Origin of the sequence: Limosilactobacillus urinaemulieris, assembly GCF_932750685.1 — a bacterium.
GTDB classification, from domain to species: Bacteria; Bacillota; Bacilli; order Lactobacillales; family Lactobacillaceae; genus Limosilactobacillus; species Limosilactobacillus urinaemulieris.
In genome coordinates, this window is the sequence record NZ_CAKOBX010000002.1 from 215721 (window position 1) to 235091 (window position 19371).

Here is a 19371-nt window from a genome sequence, read left to right on the forward strand (position 1 = left end):
ACTTTTGCTATTTTTTACAAACTCCGTGCGTAAAGAGCAACTTGTTGACCTGCTTGACGACCAAAGACGATCGTTTCAGCAATGGAGTTACCACCAACACGGTTGTTACCATGAAGCCCACCAGCTACTTCACCGGCAGCGAAGAGTCCCTTAATGATGTCACCATTGCCATCAAGTACTTGGGTCTTTGGTGTGATGTGGATTCCTCCCATTGTGTAGTGAATAGCAGGTGCAATGTGGATAGCGAAGAATCCTGGCTTAGTAATGCCACGATCCATCCCCGTTGTCCGACCAAATTCAGCATCGTCATGGTTTTCAACTGCTTGATTCCAAGTAGTAACCGTTTGCTTCAAGTTGTCTGGATCCACATTAATTTGCTTAGCAAGATCTTCAATCGTTTCACCATGAACAACTAAGCCAACCTTGTCATAGAATTCAATCGCCTTAACGTGATCGCGAATTCCTTGATCAAAGATTAAATAAGCACTGTGCTCAGGTAACGCAGTAATTGCATTTGCACAAATCTTCCGCGTATTTAGCTCATTAACGAACCGTTTTCCTTCACCATTAACCATAATGGCTCCTTCGCCACGAACTGCTTCACCAATCAGGTAAACGTGAGGGTTATCTTGTTGAACGGTTGGGTGAACCTGAACTAAATTCATTTGCATCAATTCAGCCCCAACGTTTTCAGCCAATTTCAACCCATCACCAGTAGCTCCCGGTTGGTTAGTTGTTTTGTAGCTTTCAAGATCTGGGCGGAACCGCTTAATGTATTCTTTTGAAGCACCGAAACCACCAGTAGCAAGGATAACAGCTTTCGCATTAATAACCTTAGTGATTCCATCAGCGTCAACCTCAACACCATTAACTCGGCCATCGTCAGCCCGCCGCAATTTAGTAACCTTAGTCTTGTTAAACACAGGAATATCTTCTTGGGCAACAACTTCCAATAAACTCTTGACCAAGAAACCACCGATTGGCGCCATACTTGCTGGACGGTGGGTCCGCTTTTTGGACATTCCCCCGGTAATGGTAATATCATCCAGCTTAATGTCATGATCAGCTAACCAATCAATTGCTGGGGCAGTATGGTAAACAAAGTAGCCTAACATATCTTTATCGTTGAGCCGACCACCATCCTTATATGTTTCATGGTAAAAGTCAGCAACGTTATCGATCACACCATGGTGAAGTTGAACATTGGTTTCAGCAGCGTTCATTCCAGAAGAGGCCCGGTTAGTATTCCCACCAAGTTCCTCTTCCTTTTCTAATACCGCAACCTTCATCCCTAATTCATTTGCTTGAATAGCGGCTGAAAGGCCAGTCCCACCAGAACCAATAATTACAACGTCATAGTCATTTTCTAACTTGCCAACAGATGTTGGTTGAAATTTTGCCATTACGTAGTTCTTCCTTTCAATATTTGTTAGCTTTAAATCTAGTCCTTACGATCAACGTTGGTCATCTTTAACATGTCCATCCATTCGTCGTATTGTTCTTCAGTTACCTTACCAGACTTCAAAGCAGCTTCCTTCAAGGTACTTCCTGCCTTATCAGCAGCTTGAGCAATCTTAGCGCTGTCGTGGTAACCAATGTGTGGTGATAATGCCGTAACAGTCATTAGTGAGTTATCAACTAATTCTGCCATCCGGTCTTCATTAACGGTCATGCCATGGATCATCTTGTCAGCAAAGCCCATGATTGTTCCAGTCATCAAGTCGGCTGATTCAAGGAACGCATCAATCAACACTGGCTTGTAGACGTTCATTTCAAAGTTACCTTGTGATGATGCCATTGTTACAACAGTATCATTACCGAATACCCGTAAAGCAGCCATTGTTACGGCTTCAGCTTGGGTTGGGTTAACCTTACCAGGCATAATTGATGAACCAGGTTCGTTAGCTGGGATGTTTAATTCACCGTAACCAGCACGTGGGCCAGAACCCAAGAAACGAATATCTTGAGCGATCTTGAACATATCAGCAGCTAAACTCTTCAATGCGCCGTGAACAACGTCTAAGCCGGAGTGGTTAGCTAAGCCGTAGAACTTGTTTGAGTCAGCTGTTAAGTTTAAGCCGTATACTTCGCTAAGCTTTTCAGCAATCTTTTCTGGCATCCCTTCAGCAGCGTTTAATCCAGTACCAACTGCAGTTCCACCAATTGCCAATTCATTTAAGGTTGGTTCAAGGGTCTTAATGTAGTCAAGATCATGTTCAAGAGAAGCCACGTAACCGGATAATTCTTGACCGAAAGTCAACGGAACGGCATCTTGTAAGTGAGTCCGACCAACCTTAACGGTGTGCATGTACTTTTCTTGCTTGGCCTTCAATTCATCAATCAAGTGTTGAACAGCTGGCTTCAACTTATCAAGAGCTTCCAAAGCAACAACATTCATTGCTGTTGGGAAGGTATCGTTAGAACTTTGACCCTTGTTAACATCATCGTTTGGTAAGATTTCGATGTCAGGGTTAAGTTGGTGGGCCTTATGAGCAACAACTTCATTGGTGTTCATGTTAGTTTGTGTACCAGAACCAGTTTGGTAAACCTTCAATGGGAAGTCTTTACGTAATTCTTCATCGCTCAAAGCTAAGAGTTCATCAATTGATTGAACAATCAAGTTACCCTTTTCTTCAGAAATAGCCTTTGTTTCCATGTTTGCTTGGGCAGCTGCCTTCTTAATGTTCAACAAAGCACGAATAATGGCTAATGGCATATACTGACCAGTTGGGAAGTTATTGCGACTCCGTTCTGTTTGTGGTCCCCATAATGCATCTGCAGGAATTTGAACTGGACCAAGAGTATCTTCTTCAGTACGGTATTTTGTCATTGTAAAAGCCTCCATTGTCTAAATAAATCGTCTATTTGTGAAAAAATACACATCAATTACACTACTATCCTAACGCGGTATAATATCCATAGTCAAACTTTCAACATGTTATAAAATTCACTTATGGCATTCCCCTGATCACTGATAATTATTGAGTTCCGCATTAATCGTTGAATAAATTTCACAAGCAAACCAAACAAAAAAACCTAGTTAATTTCTCAAAAAAGTAACTAGATTTTTATTGCTATTAAGATTAAAATCACAAAGTTATTAGACAGAATAACCTAATTTTAGCATTAGTTTTCATTATCAATCATTACCTTTTCCATGATAACGTCCTTCTTTGGCTTATCCATACTATCACGCTTAGCCTGACTAATCTTTTTTACTACATCCATTCCGGTAATTACCTGGCCAAATACGGTATGACGATGATCCAACCACGGAGTACCGCCCACCTCTGCGTAATGATCGATAATTTCTTGCGGATAACCAACTGCTTTCATTTGTTCAATCATATTAGCTGGAACGTGTTCATTAGAAACAATGAAAAACTGGCTGCCATTAGTGTTGGGACCAGCATTAGCCATTGAAACCGCTCCGTTAAAGTTAAACAATTCATCGGAGAATTCATCCTCAAAAGCTTTTCCATAAATACTCTTACCGCCACGACCAGTTCCAGTTGGGTCGCCACCCTGGATCATAAAATCAGGAATAACCCGATGGAAGATCACTCCATTGTAGTAACCCTTTTCCGCTAGTTGAACAAAATTATCAACCGTTTTTGGTGCCTGCTCTTTAAATAACTGAACCTTAATGTCACCAAGGTTCGTTTTGATTGTCGCTTGCGGCCCCTTTACAGCCTCAAGATTTAATTGCGGATATTGCATCTTGCTTCCTCCTTAATTTTTTTACTCATGACTTATTCTTAGCACACAAGCACCCTTAATGTCACCACGTTTAACATACTTCAATGCATCAAGCGCCTTTTCAAGCGGGTATTCGGTAACCTCAGGATGAATATTAAGACGATCAGCCAACGTTAAGAACTCTTCTCCATCACGACGCGTATTACTTTCAACACTTGTTAATGTTTTTTCATGGAAAAGGTGCTTCTGGTAGTTTAGGGATGGAACGTCTGACATGTGGATTCCTGCCATCGCTAATGTTCCTCCTGGAATCAGGCTCTCTAAAGCTGGTAAAACAATATCACCTACTGGAGCAAATATAATTGACGAATCTAACGGAACATCTGAAAGATCATATGCTCCCTTAGCAGAAACACAGCCAAGTTGAAGGGCAAACTTTCGGGCATCAGCGCCTCGAGTAAAGACATGTACTTCTACTCCTTGAGCCAATGCAATCTGTGCTGTTATGTGTGCAGAACCACCAAAGCCGTATAACCCAAGGCGACCACCTGCAGGGACATTTGCCCGCTCATAAGCTCGGTAACCAATTATTCCGGCACATAACAATGGCGCTGCTTCCAAGTCGTTGAATTTTTCGGGGATTCGGTAAGCAAATCCTTCTGGTACAGTAACATACTCAGCGTAGCCTCCATCATGATCCCAGCCGGTATAAACTGAATGCGGGCAGAGGTTTTCATGACCAGAACGACAGAATTTGCAAACACCGCACGCATGACGGAACCATGGAATCCCAATCCGCTCCCCTAGTTCAAACCGTTGTGTTTCTGGTCCAAAGGCAACCACCTTACCGACAATTTCATGTCCTGGAGTAACGTGCTCATGATGAACTGGCAAATCACCTTCTGCCACATGCAAATCGGTATGACAAACACCACAAGTAAGGACTTTTACCAAGACCTCCCCGCGTTGTGGCTGCGGAACTGGCTTAGTAACAAGCTTTAGTGGAGCGTTTTCACCATCAATTGGACCGGGAGTCGTTACTTCCCAAGCCCGCATTGTTTTTGGAATCTCAACTTGATTACTCATCTTCAAGACCTCTTTTGATTAGCTTTCTGTAAACTATTGTAGTCCTTTTTGAACATTTGTGAATTAGCAAACAATAAAATCATTGATACTGTTTAGCAATTTCTGCTGTTAAGGCAAACCATTGTTTTTGTAACTGATTAGCATTAAAGTCGCTATTGATTGTTTGATCGTCCTGAGCAGCTAATTCTAAACCAGCAGTTCCGCCAATATCATCTACAATCCCCTTACCGCTGCCATCTAAAACTTTGGGTTCAGTTGGACTTAGTCGATAGCGTCTGATCGGTGTCGTTTTCTCAATTAGAATATTGAATTGCCAAGAATCACCAAAGTCATATTCGAGTGTTAACTGATCGCCCTGATGAGCCTCCCCTAACCAGTGGAGCGTGATATTCTCTCCGCCATCAAGGTACGGTAATTGATAATTTTTCTTGTTTAGTTGAAGATTATACAGGTGTGAGCCGGTTGCACCAAAACTAGCCATAATGAAGTAGCAAAGATCATCAAACCGGGTTTCGCCACTAAACTGAAGTCGGCGCCACATTGTCGGTTGGTAATCAGCTAATTCAACCTTTATTTGGTATTCTGTTTTTCGGTAATGGTGAGCATGTTTTAACGAAGAACGACGCCGGGCAAGCTCGGATTCCGCGCTATGCAGCATCCTTTCTAGCCGGTAGCCTTCCTTAGCGGATGTGGCGTTATCAATTGCTTGATTCAATGCCTGACTAAACTGATCAAAGTCAACATCAGCAAATAAATCTTGCCGCTTAAGGAACCGACCGAATTCCCGAAAGGCGGCTCCCATCCCCCGATACTTTGAAGTAGTCAGTCGTTCACTATTGCGTTTGCCGTAATCATAAACGTAATAGTAAATTATCGAAACATCATCCAGAATTGTCTTCCCGCTTTCTGCAAGGTAAGATAAGTAGTCCGTTGCGTAATCAGTATCCCGATCGATAATTTGATCACTCTTCCCCATTTGTTCCAGCGATGAACGATAATCCTGAATAATCTCCTCGCTAACTTCTGACTCGTTCATGACATCATTGAGTGATTCAGAATGATAAAGATATCGTCGATTATGCTCATTAAGCTTAGGATGTGCAGGGATAGCAAATTTATTAATTACGTAATTCTCAAAAAGCTCCGTTGCCATTTGAACCTCGTTCGTTTTTACATCCTGCAACTTTAAATTTTTCATCAACGCAAGGGAAATTGCTGGATTACTGGGATCATCATCCCACTGCACAATATCAGGCCGCGTTAACAGGTTTTGAAAAATCTGTAATCGCTGTTGAAGTGCAGGAACAACTGGTCGAACAAACTCAACCTGTTTCAATTGGGCATCACGAATCATGCGAATTTTAACTCGCGGTACTGGAAGAACTTCTAATAACCGAATTAGTTCACGTTTAAATGTTGACGTAAATGCTCGCGGATCACTAAATTGCTGAGGGTGACGGACAATTACCGGTAACGATAGAAGATTATTCATTACAATCATAAAGTCGCCGGTTACCCTAATCGACCAGGCATCGGTGCGCATTAACCGTTGTTCATCAGCTAACCTTGTATTTGCATGGAGATGCTGAGCAACATTATTTTCAACAGCAATTAACACCATCATCACTCCTTCTTCTAAAACGGGGTTACTTTAATTCTTTAGCGTCTCTCCAGAAAATCTAAGAACCCCTCTTTAATCTCTTCCGTTTCCTTTATCTCCATTGTGACAGAATGGCTAAATGAAAACAAATATTCTAGACAATCGAGACAAAACTACTACAATAATTAAGAAAACGTGAAATATTAAAAGGAGTAACCAAAATGATTAATTCTGGTAAATTAGATATTTTTGATCTCAAAAAAATCAAAATTAATCGAACGGCAAAAGAGTTAGAAGAGGCAGGAAAGGAAAAGCGGGCTAAGGTAAGCAGCGAACAGTTAGCCGAATTTATTCCCGTCCACAGAGATCCTGTTGCTGCGATTAAGAAAACAGAATCTAAAATGGTTCAGGAACTGCTGCCCCTTCGTCATGAACGGATGCTGGCTAGCAAGTTTGCTTTTTTCCGGGGAACAGCAGAATTAATGGAACAAGATCTTAAAGATCAGTACCAAAGCCATATTCCGTTAATTATTTGCGGGGATGCCCACGTCAATAATTATGGTTTCTACGCCTCGCCAGAGCGCCAATTAATTTTCGGCCTGAATGATTTTGATGAATCGCGGATTGGCAATTGGGAAAGCGATCTTAAGCGTCTTCTGGTTAGTGCTCGCTTAGCCGGTGAAGAGAACGGCTTTAGTAACCACCATCTAAATGACGTCCTCCACCTAATCACTAAAACCTACCGTCATAGTATTAAGCACAATAATAAGCTAAGTCTCTTTCAACGGTTATACTCTTCATACGAAATCCACGATATGATCACTGCAATTGACACTTTGCATAGCAGCACAAGTCAAATGAACGAAATCCTCAATAAAATTGTCAAAAAAAGCAGTCGAAGCAACTCTGAGCAAATTGTTAAAAAAATGACGAGGGTTAACGAAAACGGCCAGTTACGATTTAATGAAAATGCTCCCCGTGCCAAACACATTAATGCAGAAAAATATGCCGAAATTCTTCAAGGATTTAACCGCTATCGAGATAATGTTCGTCAAGATATTCGCGTCTTCCTTGGTAATTTCAGTATTACCGATATTATTCGCTACAGCGTTGGCGTTGGTAGCTTTGGAACTCGTTGCTACTTGCTCCTCCTCACCGGGAATGAAGGTAGCCACCTAGTTCTTCAGATTAAAGAAGCAATGCCCCTTCGTTATAACTTACTCCGTTTACCAACTGCAGAAGCAATCAAAAACGGTGTACTGGCAGGCCGCAGAATCGTGACCGCGCAGCGAACCCTCCAAGCTTCTTCTGACCCATTTCTTGGTAGCACATCATTTGGCGGGCGGAGTTACTATGTTCGTCAGTTCCGTGACATGAAAGAATCAATTAACGTCAGCAAGCTTGATTACGAAAGTTTTAACCTCTACTGTCAGATCTGTAGCTCGCTGTTAGCAATGGCCCATTTTCAAAGTCCAACTGCCCCAATGGTCCGTGGTTACCTAAGAGGGCAGAAGGTATTAGACGACGGTCTCGTCGAATGGACAAACGCCTATGCCAAACAAGTAGCCATCGATTATGATGATTTTCGGAATAGCTTGCAGGATAATAACGTACTAATAACAAAATAAAGGTTTATAAGGAGGTGGTGCAAACGTTTGCACCACCTCCTTATAAATATGTGGTAAAATGGAATTTGTAAATATTGAAGCGCTTACTTCAAGGAGGCAAATAAAATTATGAATATTACTAAAGTACCGTTTGGAACTTACCAAGACAAACCAGTTACAAAGTATATTTTGACAAATGATCACGGTGTCCAAGCGGGAATCTTGGACTTTGCTGGGCTGTTACAGTCATTTAAGGTGCCAACAAAGGATGGCGGTAAGGCTGATATGATCTTAACTAGTGAAAACCTTGATGAATTTACTAACAATGGTTTTTGCACTAACCGTTTAATTGGCCGGGTTGCCGGAAGAATTGCTGATGGTCACTTTGAAATTGATGGCAAAGAATACCAACTTGAACAAAACGAAGGAAAGAACACGCTCCATGGTGGGACAAATGGTTTCTACAGCTACATTTGGAATGTTGATTCTACTAACGTCACTGATAATGAAGCATCCATTACTTTAAGTCTCACCCTTACCGAAGAAATGGATACTTTCCCTGGAAAGATTCATGTTACCGCAACCTACACACTAGACAATGACGATAACCTGACCTTGAAGTTTGGCGCTACCTCCGATGCAGACACTTTGTTTAACCCAACTAACCACACTTATTGGAACATGGCTAAGGCAAGTGCCAAGACGGTTGACCAATTAAAACTCTATGTCAATTCCAAAAACCACTTAGCCGTTGACGATGGCAAGATCCCAACTGGAGAAAAACTGGCAAACGAAGGAACACCATTTGACTTTAGTACCCCAACTCGTCTTGGTAATGCCCTCGAAGAAATGGCATCAACTAAAGAAAACGGGTTTGATGATATTTGGGAAGTTGAACCAAGTCTTACTGAACCGGTTGCTACCCTTGAAGATCCCGAAAGCGGTCGTAAGATGACCCTTTACTCAGATCGGAATGCCTTAATCATGTACACCATGAATTCTGATGATCCAGCGGTTTATAACCACGGTGAAGTTCACCCACACTTAGGACTTGCAATGGAAGCACAAACTCTTTCAGATGCAGTCCATCATCCCGGATTCGGCGACATTACTCTCCATCCAGGTGAAGAAAAAGAATATACAATTAAGTGGCACGTAGAATACTAGATTTTATAGAGCCCTAAAGAACGAGAAAAGAGGGTGGAAAAACGTTAAGTTTTTCCACCCTCTATATATACTTAGTAATCTCCGACTTAGTGATCTCCAAACTTAGAGAGTCTAATCGCGGAAATCCAAATAGGCTCACTTCGTATCGTAACTGAGGGACTCGAGCCTAACGCAGCGGAGCAAGCCTATTCGGCTACGAACAACTCTGATGATTTCATCATCATTCATCGTTCTAGGTTAGTCAACCGTCCCTCCGAGAAAGTTAATTCCCAGCTCCTCTCATTCTCAATGATTTGCTAAGTACACATAGTCTAATTGCAAGAAACTTGATCCCCAGCTTTTTCCTTTAAAACCAGCCATTCTTTTTGACATTATCAGTGGCCTTAACAGGAAGTTGAATTGGAGTCATCCCCGTTGGTTTAAGGGTAGCGTAACCAACATGTTGCCCCTTCTTAACCGGGGCTTTTAGCTGGTGAGTCATTGACCGATCTGCCTGATAAATTTTCAATTTTGCTCCAACCTGATTAAGCGTTGCGTCTTTAGGAAGCCAGATCGTTGTTGACTTGGTTAGCTCAAGTCCGGTACTATGCTTGTCTTTAGCATGAACAACATGGGCATCCTGAACACTCTTTGATAGCTGCCGTAAAGAAGTTAGCTGAACTGGCTGATAAAGCTCAGTCAATTTCTCATAGAATTTCTGAGCATCCTTTGACTGAGCATTCCAATCGCCCTTAGTATGGAGGGCAACAACGATCACTCGCCGACCAGCAAACATCCCTGTTGAAATAATGCATTTTCCGGCAGTATCAGTGTTACCAGTCTTTAGTCCATCAATCGTCCCGTTTTTAGGTGCAAAACCATTTTCTGGTAACAACGAATTAATATTTACCATCTGATATTCCTGGTTTGCACTAACCCGGAAGTTAGCCATTTTTGTTTTGGTAATCTTAAGCGAATCAGGATAAGTTTCAATCAGGTACTTTGAAATCAGTGCCATATCCTTAGCTGAAAATTGGTTTTCTGCCGTCTTTTTTACACCTTTTAGACTGTTCTTTCCTAAATCACCATTTGCTAAACCAATCATATTATAAATTTTAGCATCGGTAACACCTGCTTTTTTCGCGACTGCCTGCATTTTTTGATTAAAGGCTGCCGTACTCCCTGCGTCTGCCAATGCCAGAGCCTCTGCGCTGCCATCAGCCGATACAATCATCATTGACTCGGTTAACTGACGAATAGTGTAGCTCTCACCCGCATTCAGTGGCACATTAGAGAAGTGCCAATCATTTGCAACCTTAGCAACGGCTGGTGTAATCTTAACTTTCTGGTTCCAACTCAAATGGTGGTTCTTTACATCCTGCTCGATTACGGCTAGCGTTAATACCTTAGTCAAGGATGCAACCGGGTAAGTTTTATTGGCATTCTTTTGGTATAGAACTTGACCTGTTTCCGCATCAATCGCGTAAGCTGCCCGCGCATTTAAATTTAACGTTGTTGCATCCGCTGAAACTGTATTAATGGCCCCTAAACTAACTACATTTACAGTTAAAATGGCAATTAGAAATGCAATTAACGTCCTTTTTAATTTTTTCATCACACTATCGTTTTCCCTCTCTCAAAAATATCAAACTCAATAATATCGCATTCAGGTGTTAAGAGGATGACTTTTTAATAACTTTTATGAAACATTTTCCTGGTTATTAAAATTCTCCTAATAATTAGATGAGAATTCCTCCTTTTTCCCTCAATTGCTGGTATGATTGTCTAATGTTATCAAATTAAAGGAGAGTTTTCACTATGGGTGCATCTCATCGTCGGCTAAACCGTCGTAAAGTTGTCTTGTTTATTCTTATCATTCTTGCTACTTTCTGGGGAATACACCATTTTACCGCAACTAGTCCCCGCTTAAAGTCAGCCTGGAATAAGATTATTTTCACCTCAAACAATAACGTTGCTATTGCCGTTTATTCACCGAAAACTCACCGAACATACTCATCATCTAACGTCCCAAACCATAAATTTCATATGGCAAGTACGGTCAAGGTCAGCATTCTTGCTGGTCTGATGGTTAAGCAAGATGGTGCCTTATCCTCACACCAGCGTTCATTAGCTAAACAAATGATTGAAGCAAGTGACAATAACTCAACAAGTGAATTATTCGATAATCTTGGCGGACAGGAAGGCCTTCAATCCACGTTTAATCAATTTGGGATGAAGGATTCAACGGCGGATTCATCTTGGGGATTGAGTACCACAACGGCTAAAGACCAGATTAAACTTCTTAATAACATCTTCTACAAATCGAACCTTTTATCCGCAGATTCTCAACAATACATTAGCAGTCTAATGAGTAATGTTGAAAGTGATCAAATCTGGGGTGTCTCAGCTTCAAGCGATAATTTTGCCTTAAAGAACGGCTGGCTCGAAAATGGTAACGAAAAATGGATCATTAACAGCATTGGCTATGTTAAGAACAGTAACGGTACTTCCTATACCATCGCCATGTACAGTGATAAGAACCAGTCGATGCAGACCGGAGAAGAGGTTCTCAACCAGCTTGCCCGCGTTACAAAGCCGATTTTAAATTAACCAATGAAAAAATAACCTCTCACTTTCAATAAAATGAAATGAGAGGTTGTTTTTTAGTCTAAAAATTCACCACTTATCTGGCGTTGCAACATAATCACCGATTCCATCAGGATTACCATTCCACTGGAAATCATGATACCAAAGTGAATGCTTTTCTTGATCTAGTTCATCAATTTCTTCCATTTCAGCAGCAGAAAGGGCAAAATCAAAGATCTCCATGTTCTCTTTCATCCGTTGCTCATGGATCGTCTTTGCTAGTTCGATCATTCCATGTTGCAATCCCCACCGAAGTTCAACTTGAGCCGCACTCTTATTGTGTGCTTCAGCAATTTTATTAACAACTGGGTTTCTTAATAATGTTCCGCTTCCTAGCGGTGACCATGCCTCCAGCTTTATTCCGTGTGAACGGTCAAAGTCCACAATTGCCTGTTGATGGATATGGGGATTGAACTCAATCTGATTTACCGCCGGAATTATTGTCCCATGATCCATTAAATCAGTCAGCCTTTCATTATTAAAATTAGAGACACCAATTGCCCGTGCTTGACCATCCTTTAAAATTGCTTCCATTGCTCGCCAGGTTTCGTTATATTTTCCATCTACTGGCCAGTGCTCTAATAAAAGATCCACGTGATCAGTCTGCAAAGCCTTTAACTGCTCTTCAAATGCTTGTCGAACATGATCATAATCTCCCTGATCGCCATTAAAGATCTTAGTAGTTAGGAAAATGTCATCACGCTTAATCCCATCTTCCTTAATGGCAGCTTGAATTCCTTTACCAACACCTGCTTCATTTCCGTACTGTTTAGCTGTATCAATTAGAACATAACCATTCCGTAAGGCCGCATGAACAGCATTCGCTGCATCCTCAATTGTGGACTTCCAAACTCCCAGTCCTAATTGAGGAATCTTTACGCCATTATTCAATTCAATTTGTGGTTGCATATTTTGATTCATGTGTTTTCCCACCTCCATACCCTGTATTAATCCTTTTACTACTAGAATGCAAAAAATTTAATTACTAGTAGATAGACACCTCATTGAATAACAACTCCGGTCAAGATAGAGCTATAATAAAGTTAAAATTTTGATTAGTAATAAACTAATCTCAGAAAATTTAAGTCAGTATTCTCTGATTTTTTAAGTGGGAGTGAACAAAATGGAAATTCAATCAAACATGTTAACCCTTGCTGATGGTAACCAAATGCCACAAGAAGGATTTGGCCTTTACAAAGTTGACGATCAAGAAACGATGAATAACGCAGTTCGCGCAGCCTATGAAGATGGTTACCGTCTTTTCGATACCGCTCAGCTTTACGGTAATGAAGCAGAAGTCGGTCAGGCATTTAAAGATTTAAATATTTCCCGGGAAAATATTTTTGTAACCACCAAGGTCTCTGAGGCTAACCAGGGATACCAAAGTGCAATTTCCGTAAAAGAATCCTTAAAGAAGCTTCAGATGGACTATGTCGACCTCTTACTTGTTCATTGGCCTATTCAGCGAGCCTTTTTTGATACTTGGCGTGCTTTTGAGGAATTAAAAAAGGAGGGACTTGCTAAATCAATTGGTGTTAGCAACTTCCAAATTATTCACCTTCAATATTTAGCAACTAAAGCTAATGAAATGCCTGTTGTTAATCAAGTTGAACTTCATCCACGTTTAACCCAAAAGCCACTGCTTAAATATGACGAAGAACACCACATTGTTACCCAAGCATGGAGCCCGCTTGGCCGTGGAGCAGTCCTTAACATTCTTGAATTAGAAACAATTGCTGAAAAGCACGGCAAGTCAACTGCTCAAATCATTTTACGTTGGCATTTGCAAAACGGGGTTTCATTTATTCCGAAGTCCGTTCATCCTGAGCGAATTCAGCAAAATGCGGATATTTACGATTTTAGCCTATCTCCTGAAGAAATGAAGACAATTGATAGTCTTAATCAATACGCTCGAACCGGTCGGGAACCCGAATTGACTTACGAATACAATCATCAATATTAGCAGAAGCTGGGAATCAAGCTTTTTAAGAGTCCGTATGGCTAGTCGAGAACGGAGGTTGGTTTGATCAGAACTGTTCTCCGTTCGTGACTAGACACTAGGGCTCTGCTTGATTCCCGCGATTAGACTCGGTAATTCCAGAAATTACTGGTAATAGTAAGGGCTTGAGAAAAAATATTTTTTCTCAAGCCCCTTTATTAATCAAATTAAATCTCCAGCAACCTTATCCGCTAATGCAGGGTAAATTGCGATAATTGCTTGGCGGTATTTTTCGCCAGTAACCTTTAAACCAATTATTGGGAGGAAGTTATTAACATCATCAGCTGCATAATCACCAACGGCACTGACACCAGCTAAGGTATCCCCCTCAAATATTAGCGTTAACCTTCCAGTTTGATCATTTTGCCCAGCTGCAAGACTAGAATATTTGAGATTAAGGGTCTTTGTCTGATATTGACTATTTTCCCTTGCTTCTTCTTCCTTCACACCAGCTTCAGCAATCTCCGGAAACGTAAACGCAGCGGTTCCAATCGTTGGGTATTTAATTGCTGCCGTTGTTTTCTCTTCTAGGTAGTTAAAGAGGTATTCTCCTTCAAATTCAGCAACCGGTGTCAGCTTAGGCTGCGGTCGACTGATAACATCACCAATTGCGTACACATTAGGATTACTCGTTTGCAGGTGTTCATTCACAATAATGCCGCCACGATCACTATCAATGTTAGCTGCTTCTAATGCTAATCGATCAATATTGGGTTGGCGACCACTTGCGTCGACCACGTAATCAGTCGGGATTTCCCCTTGATCGGTCTGGACAATGAATCCTTCATCTTGTTGACGAACTCCTTGAACGCTGGTATCCATCAAAAATTCGACGCCACGTTTTTCCATTGCTTCCGTTACCACTTGAACCTTTGATGCAGGAAAAGTTTTTAATGGACGGGAGGAATGGTCAATGATCGTAACTGCAGCTCCTGCAGCACCAAGCACAGTTGCTAATTCCATAGCAACGTAACCGCCGCCAATAAAAGTAACATGCTGTGGTAAGTGTGGAAGTGATAGGACATCCCTACTAGTGTGCGTAAATTGATCACCAGGAATTGCTAACCGATGAGAACGTTGCCCTGTAGCAATTACAATTCGGTTACCTTGATATTGGTGACCATTAACTTCAATTGTATTCTCATCCACAAAATGGGCGTACCCTGATTCAACATCATGGCTTTTAGCAATGATCGCCTTAGTCTCTTCTGGCCATGGATTAAACCGGTCTAACTTAGTAGCCATTAACTTCTGCCAATCGATTGTTGCTGTTTGTTTAATTCCTCTTCCTTGGAGTTGCTGACTCTGTAAAACTACTCTAGTTGCTCCTTCAAGGAAAATTTTCGGCTCACAGCCATAATTTGGGCAGGTCCCGCCAAATTCATCCCCATCAACCACTAAAACTTTCCGGGATGTTTTAGCTAATAAATTAGATAGCTTGTAGGCAGCTGGACCAGAGCCAATTAAAATATAATCATATTTTTTCATTTCTTACCCTCCATTTCTCTTGGTCTCAAGATAACACAAGATGGATCCAAAAAATATTTTTCTGCTTATTCACCTTTTCACTTTCATTGTTAATTAGTTTCATTTCGCATTCCCACAAGCTTTCATCATTATTTTCATAAGATGCCAATTTAATAGCAATGAAAATGATTACAATTTTAATTGATAAACGTTTGACATTTAAAAATAGGCATTGTATATTATTCACACAAGCAAATGATAAGCGTTTATCAAATTAATATTTGGAGAGTAATTTGAACTATGAATAACAAGAATTCAATGGTTACCAAACTCGCTTTCTTATCCGTTTCCTTCATGGTTACTAGTGCATATGCCATTCAAGGTTCACTACCACAATTAAAGGCTGCATTAGGAATCAGTCAGCCACAATCGGAGTATCTGGTTACTACTCCTTCATTTGCGGTAATGATCTTCGTTGTCCTTTCACCATTACTTCAAGAATGGTTCAACATTTCTGACAAGAAGATTATTATGGCTGGTGTTACCATCGTTGGACTTGCTGGGTTGGTTCCAATGTTTATTAGTAACTACACTATTATCTTGATTTCCCGACTAATTCTGGGTGCCGGTTATGGGTTATATAACTCCCAAGCTATTTCCCTGATTTCTGTTTGGTATCAAGGCGAAACCCGAGCGCAAATGCTTGGTTGGCGTGCAGCTGCCGAACAAATTGGTCAAGCATGTACCCTTGCAGTTGCTGGTCTCTTACTCAACTATGCTGGCTGGCATGCTTCATTCCTTGTTTATGCCTTTGCATTCGTTGTCCTCTTCTTCTTTGCAATGCGAGTTCCCGATGACAGTAAAGCTCAAGACGATAGCGTTGCTGAAGATGATCTCGCTGAGGAACTAACTAACGAAAAGCCACAAGATATTACCAAGATTAGCCCCGTTGTTTATCTTCTTGTCTTGTTCGCGTTTCTTCTAGTTGTAGACTACGTTGGAATGGAAAACCGGTTCCCTGGTCTTTCTGTTGCCATCAACGGTGAACAATATACCGGTTCATCAATGTTCCTTTCCTTAATGTTGATTGGGGCAACTCTTGGTGGAATCTGCTACGGTCCAATTAATAAACGACTTGGCTTTGGAACTGTTTACCTTGGCCTCGGCTTAATGGCCCTTTCAAACTTCTTGTTCGGGTTTGCCGGTCATAACTTTGTTGTCATGGTTATCGGTTTATTATTAATCGGTTTTCCCCTTCAATTAGTTTCACCATTAATTTTCAACTTACTTCCAGACTTGGCCCCTGCTAAGCGACAACCATTAGTAACATCCCTTTGCCTAATCGGATTTAACTTTGGTTCATTCTTCTCACCAACTATCGGTCAATGGACAAACAACTTGCTTGGCCAGCCATTAAGCGGTCTCGGCCTTGCAGCACCATTCCCGGTTTACGGTGTTGTCCTGATTCTAATCGGAATCATTATTTTCTTTGCAAGTCGTCACGCACACAAAGCTTAATCAGAATTATTTAGGAGGATTTTAATTATGCCTATTCAAAACAAAGCAATGTTAATTACCTACTCTGACTCAATGGGAAAGAACATTAAGGAAACCCATGAAGTATTGAAGAACTACATTGGTGACGCTATTGGTGGTGTTCACTTGCTACCATTCTTCCCTTCAACTGGTGACCGTGGATTTGCTCCATACCGCTATGATGTTGTTGATTCTGCATTCGGTGACTGGGATGATGTTGAAGCACTTGGTGAAGACTACTACTTAATGTTTGACTTCATGATCAACCACATCTCCAAGAAGTCAGTAATGTACCAAGACTTCAAGGAAAAGCATGACGATTCCAAGTACAATGATTTCTTCATTCGTTGGGAGAAGTTCTGGGAAGCAGCTGGTAAGGGCCGTCCTACTCAAAAAGATATTGACCTTATTTACAAGCGGAAGGATAAGGCTCCTGAACAAGAAATCGACTTTGCTGATGGTTCTAAGGAACACCTCTGGAATACCTTTGGTGAAGAACAAATTGACATCAACGTTAAGAGCAAGGTCGCCCAAGAATTCTTCAAGCAAACATTAACTGACATGGTTAAGCACGGTGCAGACTTAATCCGTCTTGATGCCTTTGCTTACGCTGTTAAGAAGGTTGACACTAACGACTTCTTTGTTGAACCAGAAATTTGGGACCTCTTAAATGAAGTTCGCGATATTCTTGCCCCTTACAAGGCTGATATCTTGCCAGAAATTCACGAACACTACACTATTCCAGAAAAGATTTCTGACCACGGTTACTTTGTTTACGACTTTGCATTACCAATGACCACCCTTTACACTCTCTACTCTGGTAAGACTAACCGCCTTGCTAAGTGGCTTAAGATGTCACCAATGAAGCAATTCACTACCCTTGATACTCACGATGGAATCGGTGTTGTTGATGCTAAGGACATCTTAACTGATGACGAAATCGAATACGCATCAAACGAATTATACAAGGTTGGTGCAAACGTTAAGCGGAAATACTCAAGTGCTGAATACCACAACCTTGATATTTACCAAATCAACTCCACTTACTACTCAGCACTAGGTGACAACGATGACGCCTACCTTCTTTCCCGGGCAATCCAAGTCTTTGCTCCTGGTATTCCAATGGTTTACTATGTTGGTTTACTTGCTGGCTCAAATGACCTTGAATTACTTGAAAAGACTAAGGAAGGTCGGAACATTAACCGTCACTACTACACTAAGGATGAAGTTGCTAAGGAAGTTCAACGTCCAGTAGTTGCAAATCTCCTGAAGTTACTCTCATGGCGGAACAAGTTTGCTGCCTTTGACCTTGACGGTTCAATTGAAGTCGAAACCCCAAGCGAGACTACAATTAAGATTACCCGGAAGGACAAAGATGGTAAGAACGTTGCTGTCCTCAATGCCGATGCTGCTAACAAGACCTTTACAATCACTGCTAACGGTGAAAAGGTTATGGAACAAAAATAATTTGCTGCAATAACCAGCTAACAATAAACCCTTTCTAATCAATATGTACGGTTAATTGTAGTAAAAATTATCAACACCCTAAATTTAATAGGCTACTAATATTTCGCGAAAGCTAGATATTAGTAGCCTATTTTTTGTAATCACGTTCATTGTAAGCGTTTTTATGGTACGATTATCTTAGAGTTGTATGATTTAACTAGGTTTGTTACAGGAGGCTGATTATAATGGCATTTCAAAATGTAACAATTGCTGGAACGGGTGTGCTCGGAAGTCAAATTGCGTATCAAACGGCATTAAATGGCTTCAACGTTACGGCATATGATCGCAACCCAGGCACTGCCAAGAAACGGGTTACTGGATTAAAGGCAAGTTACCAAAACGATTTGGGACTAAGTGACGCAGAATTCAATGCTGGTCTTAATCAAATTAACTTTACCGCTGACCTTGCAGAAGCAGTTAAAGACGCTGATTATGTAATTGAAGCCTTACCAGAAAATCTGGAAATTAAGGAAGAGTTCTACAAGCAATTATCAAAACTTGCTCCGGCAAAGACTATTTTTGCAAGTAACTCCTCAACCATGGTTCCAAGTCAACTGGTAAAGTTTGTCGATCGACCGACCAAATACCTACACATGCACTTTGCCAATAAGATTTGGAAGTGTAATGTTGCCGAAATTATGGGAACTGAGCAAACTGATCCAGCCGTTTTTCAAGAAGTGGTTGACTTTGCCCACGCAATTAAGATGGTGCCAATTCCACTTCATAAAGAACAACCAGGATACGTCCTTAATTCACTCTTGATCCCATTTGTGATTAGTGCAATGGCTCTTTGGGTAAAGGGAGTTGCCGATCCCCAAACGGTTGATAAGGACTGGATGATCTCTACCGGTTCACCTGTTGGTCCATTTATGATGCTCGATGATGTAGGTTTACGGACAGTTTGGAATATTGTCACTAACCTCTATGAATCTCGTCAGCAAGAAGTCTTCAAGGTAATTGCCGATCGGCTTAAAGAAATGATTGATGCTGGTCACGAAGGACTAGAATCAGGTCAAGGGTTCTACCACTACCCTAACCCAGAATTTGCGGACCCAGATTTTCTTAAGAAGTAGAAGGGA

General features: G+C 41.2%; 15 protein-coding genes. 7 read left to right on the forward strand and 8 right to left on the reverse strand.

What is annotated here, in order from left to right; genetic code table 11:
- Positions 1-14 precede the first annotated feature (14 nt).
- The 5 genes from MR181_RS02465 to MR181_RS02485 form a co-directional block, all read right to left on the reverse strand.
- A complete protein-coding gene (locus MR181_RS02465) occupies positions 15-1403 on the reverse strand; it encodes a flavocytochrome c (protein WP_191911623.1) in 1389 nt (462 codons plus the stop codon).
- Between the two features lie 38 nt (positions 1404-1441).
- On the reverse strand, positions 1442-2830 hold the full coding sequence (locus MR181_RS02470; protein ID WP_191911624.1) for a class II fumarate hydratase: 1389 nt from the start codon (positions 2828-2830) through the stop codon (positions 1442-1444).
- 296 nt (positions 2831-3126) lie between these two features.
- Positions 3127-3720 (reverse strand): peptidylprolyl isomerase, encoded by a 594-nt coding sequence (locus tag MR181_RS02475; RefSeq protein WP_242334421.1) that lies wholly within the window; start codon positions 3718-3720, stop codon positions 3127-3129.
- A gap of 21 nt (positions 3721-3741) precedes the next feature.
- Complete coding sequence (locus MR181_RS02480; protein WP_191911626.1) at positions 3742-4785, reverse strand: zinc-dependent alcohol dehydrogenase family protein; 1044 nt, start codon at positions 4783-4785, stop codon at positions 3742-3744.
- 79 nt (positions 4786-4864) lie between these two features.
- Entirely contained in the window at positions 4865-6409 is a 1545-nt protein-coding gene (locus MR181_RS02485) for a plasmid pRiA4b ORF-3 family protein (RefSeq protein WP_242334424.1), read from the reverse strand.
- Between the two features lie 197 nt (positions 6410-6606).
- Between MR181_RS02485 and MR181_RS02490 the strand changes: the two genes are divergently transcribed.
- Both MR181_RS02490 and MR181_RS02495 read left to right on the forward strand, forming a co-directional pair.
- A complete protein-coding gene (locus tag MR181_RS02490; protein WP_242334427.1) occupies positions 6607-8013 on the forward strand; it encodes a DUF2252 domain-containing protein in 1407 nt (468 codons plus the stop codon).
- A 108-nt stretch (positions 8014-8121) separates the two neighbouring features.
- Complete coding sequence (locus MR181_RS02495; protein WP_242334430.1) at positions 8122-9159, forward strand: aldose epimerase family protein; 1038 nt, start codon at positions 8122-8124, stop codon at positions 9157-9159.
- A gap of 346 nt (positions 9160-9505) precedes the next feature.
- Here MR181_RS02495 and MR181_RS02500 read toward each other — a convergent pair whose 3' ends face one another.
- Entirely contained in the window at positions 9506-10753 is a 1248-nt protein-coding gene (locus MR181_RS02500; protein ID WP_242334433.1) for a D-alanyl-D-alanine carboxypeptidase family protein, read from the reverse strand.
- Positions 10754-10956: 203 nt separating this feature from the next.
- Between MR181_RS02500 and MR181_RS02505 the strand changes: the two genes are divergently transcribed.
- On the forward strand, positions 10957-11748 hold the full coding sequence (locus tag MR181_RS02505) for a serine hydrolase (RefSeq protein WP_242334436.1): 792 nt from the start codon (positions 10957-10959) through the stop codon (positions 11746-11748).
- A 66-nt stretch (positions 11749-11814) separates the two neighbouring features.
- Here the strand turns inward: MR181_RS02505 and MR181_RS02510 are convergent, their stop codons facing one another.
- Complete coding sequence (locus MR181_RS02510; protein ID WP_242334439.1) at positions 11815-12705, reverse strand: aldo/keto reductase; 891 nt, start codon at positions 12703-12705, stop codon at positions 11815-11817.
- A 202-nt stretch (positions 12706-12907) separates the two neighbouring features.
- On the opposite strand from MR181_RS02510, the gene MR181_RS02515 reads away from it, so the two are divergent.
- Positions 12908-13747: an aldo/keto reductase gene (locus MR181_RS02515; protein WP_242334442.1), complete on the forward strand. Its 840-nt coding sequence runs from the start codon at positions 12908-12910 to the stop codon at positions 13745-13747.
- A gap of 198 nt (positions 13748-13945) precedes the next feature.
- On the opposite strand, the gene MR181_RS02520 is transcribed toward MR181_RS02515, so the two are convergent.
- Positions 13946-15271, reverse strand: coding sequence for a dihydrolipoyl dehydrogenase family protein (locus MR181_RS02520; RefSeq protein WP_242334444.1), 1326 nt, complete (start codon positions 15269-15271; stop codon positions 13946-13948).
- Between the two features lie 279 nt (positions 15272-15550).
- Here MR181_RS02520 and MR181_RS02525 point away from each other — a divergent pair, with 279 nt between their 5' ends.
- From MR181_RS02525 to MR181_RS02535, 3 genes are all read left to right on the forward strand, one after another.
- Positions 15551-16768, forward strand: coding sequence for an MFS transporter (locus MR181_RS02525; RefSeq protein ID WP_102168198.1), 1218 nt, complete (start codon positions 15551-15553; stop codon positions 16766-16768).
- Positions 16769-16795: 27 nt separating this feature from the next.
- Positions 16796-18253 (forward strand): sucrose phosphorylase, encoded by a 1458-nt coding sequence (gene gtfA / locus MR181_RS02530; protein ID WP_242334447.1) that lies wholly within the window; start codon positions 16796-16798, stop codon positions 18251-18253.
- 224 nt (positions 18254-18477) lie between these two features.
- Positions 18478-19365, forward strand: coding sequence for a 3-hydroxyacyl-CoA dehydrogenase (locus tag MR181_RS02535; RefSeq protein WP_242334450.1), 888 nt, complete (start codon positions 18478-18480; stop codon positions 19363-19365).
- Positions 19366-19371: the final 6 nt, after the last annotated feature.

Bases quoted from the DNA above. Each gene is read 5' to 3' on its own strand.
- MR181_RS02495 (WP_242334430.1), top strand. From the start codon at position 8,122: ATGAATATTACTAAAGTACCGTTTGGAACTTACCAAGACAAACCAGTT.
- MR181_RS02490 (WP_242334427.1), top strand. From the start codon at position 6,607: ATGATTAATTCTGGTAAATTAGATATTTTTGATCTCAAAAAAATCAAA.
- MR181_RS02480 (WP_191911626.1), bottom strand. From the start codon at position 4,785: ATGAGTAATCAAGTTGAGATTCCAAAAACAATGCGGGCTTGGGAAGTA.
- MR181_RS02470 (WP_191911624.1), bottom strand. From the start codon at position 2,830: ATGACAAAATACCGTACTGAAGAAGATACTCTTGGTCCAGTTCAAATT.
- gtfA (WP_242334447.1), top strand. From the start codon at position 16,796: ATGCCTATTCAAAACAAAGCAATGTTAATTACCTACTCTGACTCAATG.
- MR181_RS02475 (WP_242334421.1), bottom strand. From the start codon at position 3,720: ATGCAATATCCGCAATTAAATCTTGAGGCTGTAAAGGGGCCGCAAGCG.
- MR181_RS02515 (WP_242334442.1), top strand. From the start codon at position 12,908: ATGGAAATTCAATCAAACATGTTAACCCTTGCTGATGGTAACCAAATG.
- MR181_RS02520 (WP_242334444.1), bottom strand. From the start codon at position 15,271: ATGAAAAAATATGATTATATTTTAATTGGCTCTGGTCCAGCTGCCTAC.
- MR181_RS02510 (WP_242334439.1), bottom strand. From the start codon at position 12,705: ATGAATCAAAATATGCAACCACAAATTGAATTGAATAATGGCGTAAAG.
- MR181_RS02505 (WP_242334436.1), top strand. From the start codon at position 10,957: ATGGGTGCATCTCATCGTCGGCTAAACCGTCGTAAAGTTGTCTTGTTT.
- MR181_RS02485 (WP_242334424.1), bottom strand. From the start codon at position 6,409: ATGATGGTGTTAATTGCTGTTGAAAATAATGTTGCTCAGCATCTCCAT.
- MR181_RS02465 (WP_191911623.1), bottom strand. From the start codon at position 1,403: ATGGCAAAATTTCAACCAACATCTGTTGGCAAGTTAGAAAATGACTAT.
- MR181_RS02525 (WP_102168198.1), top strand. From the start codon at position 15,551: ATGAATAACAAGAATTCAATGGTTACCAAACTCGCTTTCTTATCCGTT.
- MR181_RS02500 (WP_242334433.1), bottom strand. From the start codon at position 10,753: ATGAAAAAATTAAAAAGGACGTTAATTGCATTTCTAATTGCCATTTTA.
- MR181_RS02535 (WP_242334450.1), top strand. From the start codon at position 18,478: ATGGCATTTCAAAATGTAACAATTGCTGGAACGGGTGTGCTCGGAAGT.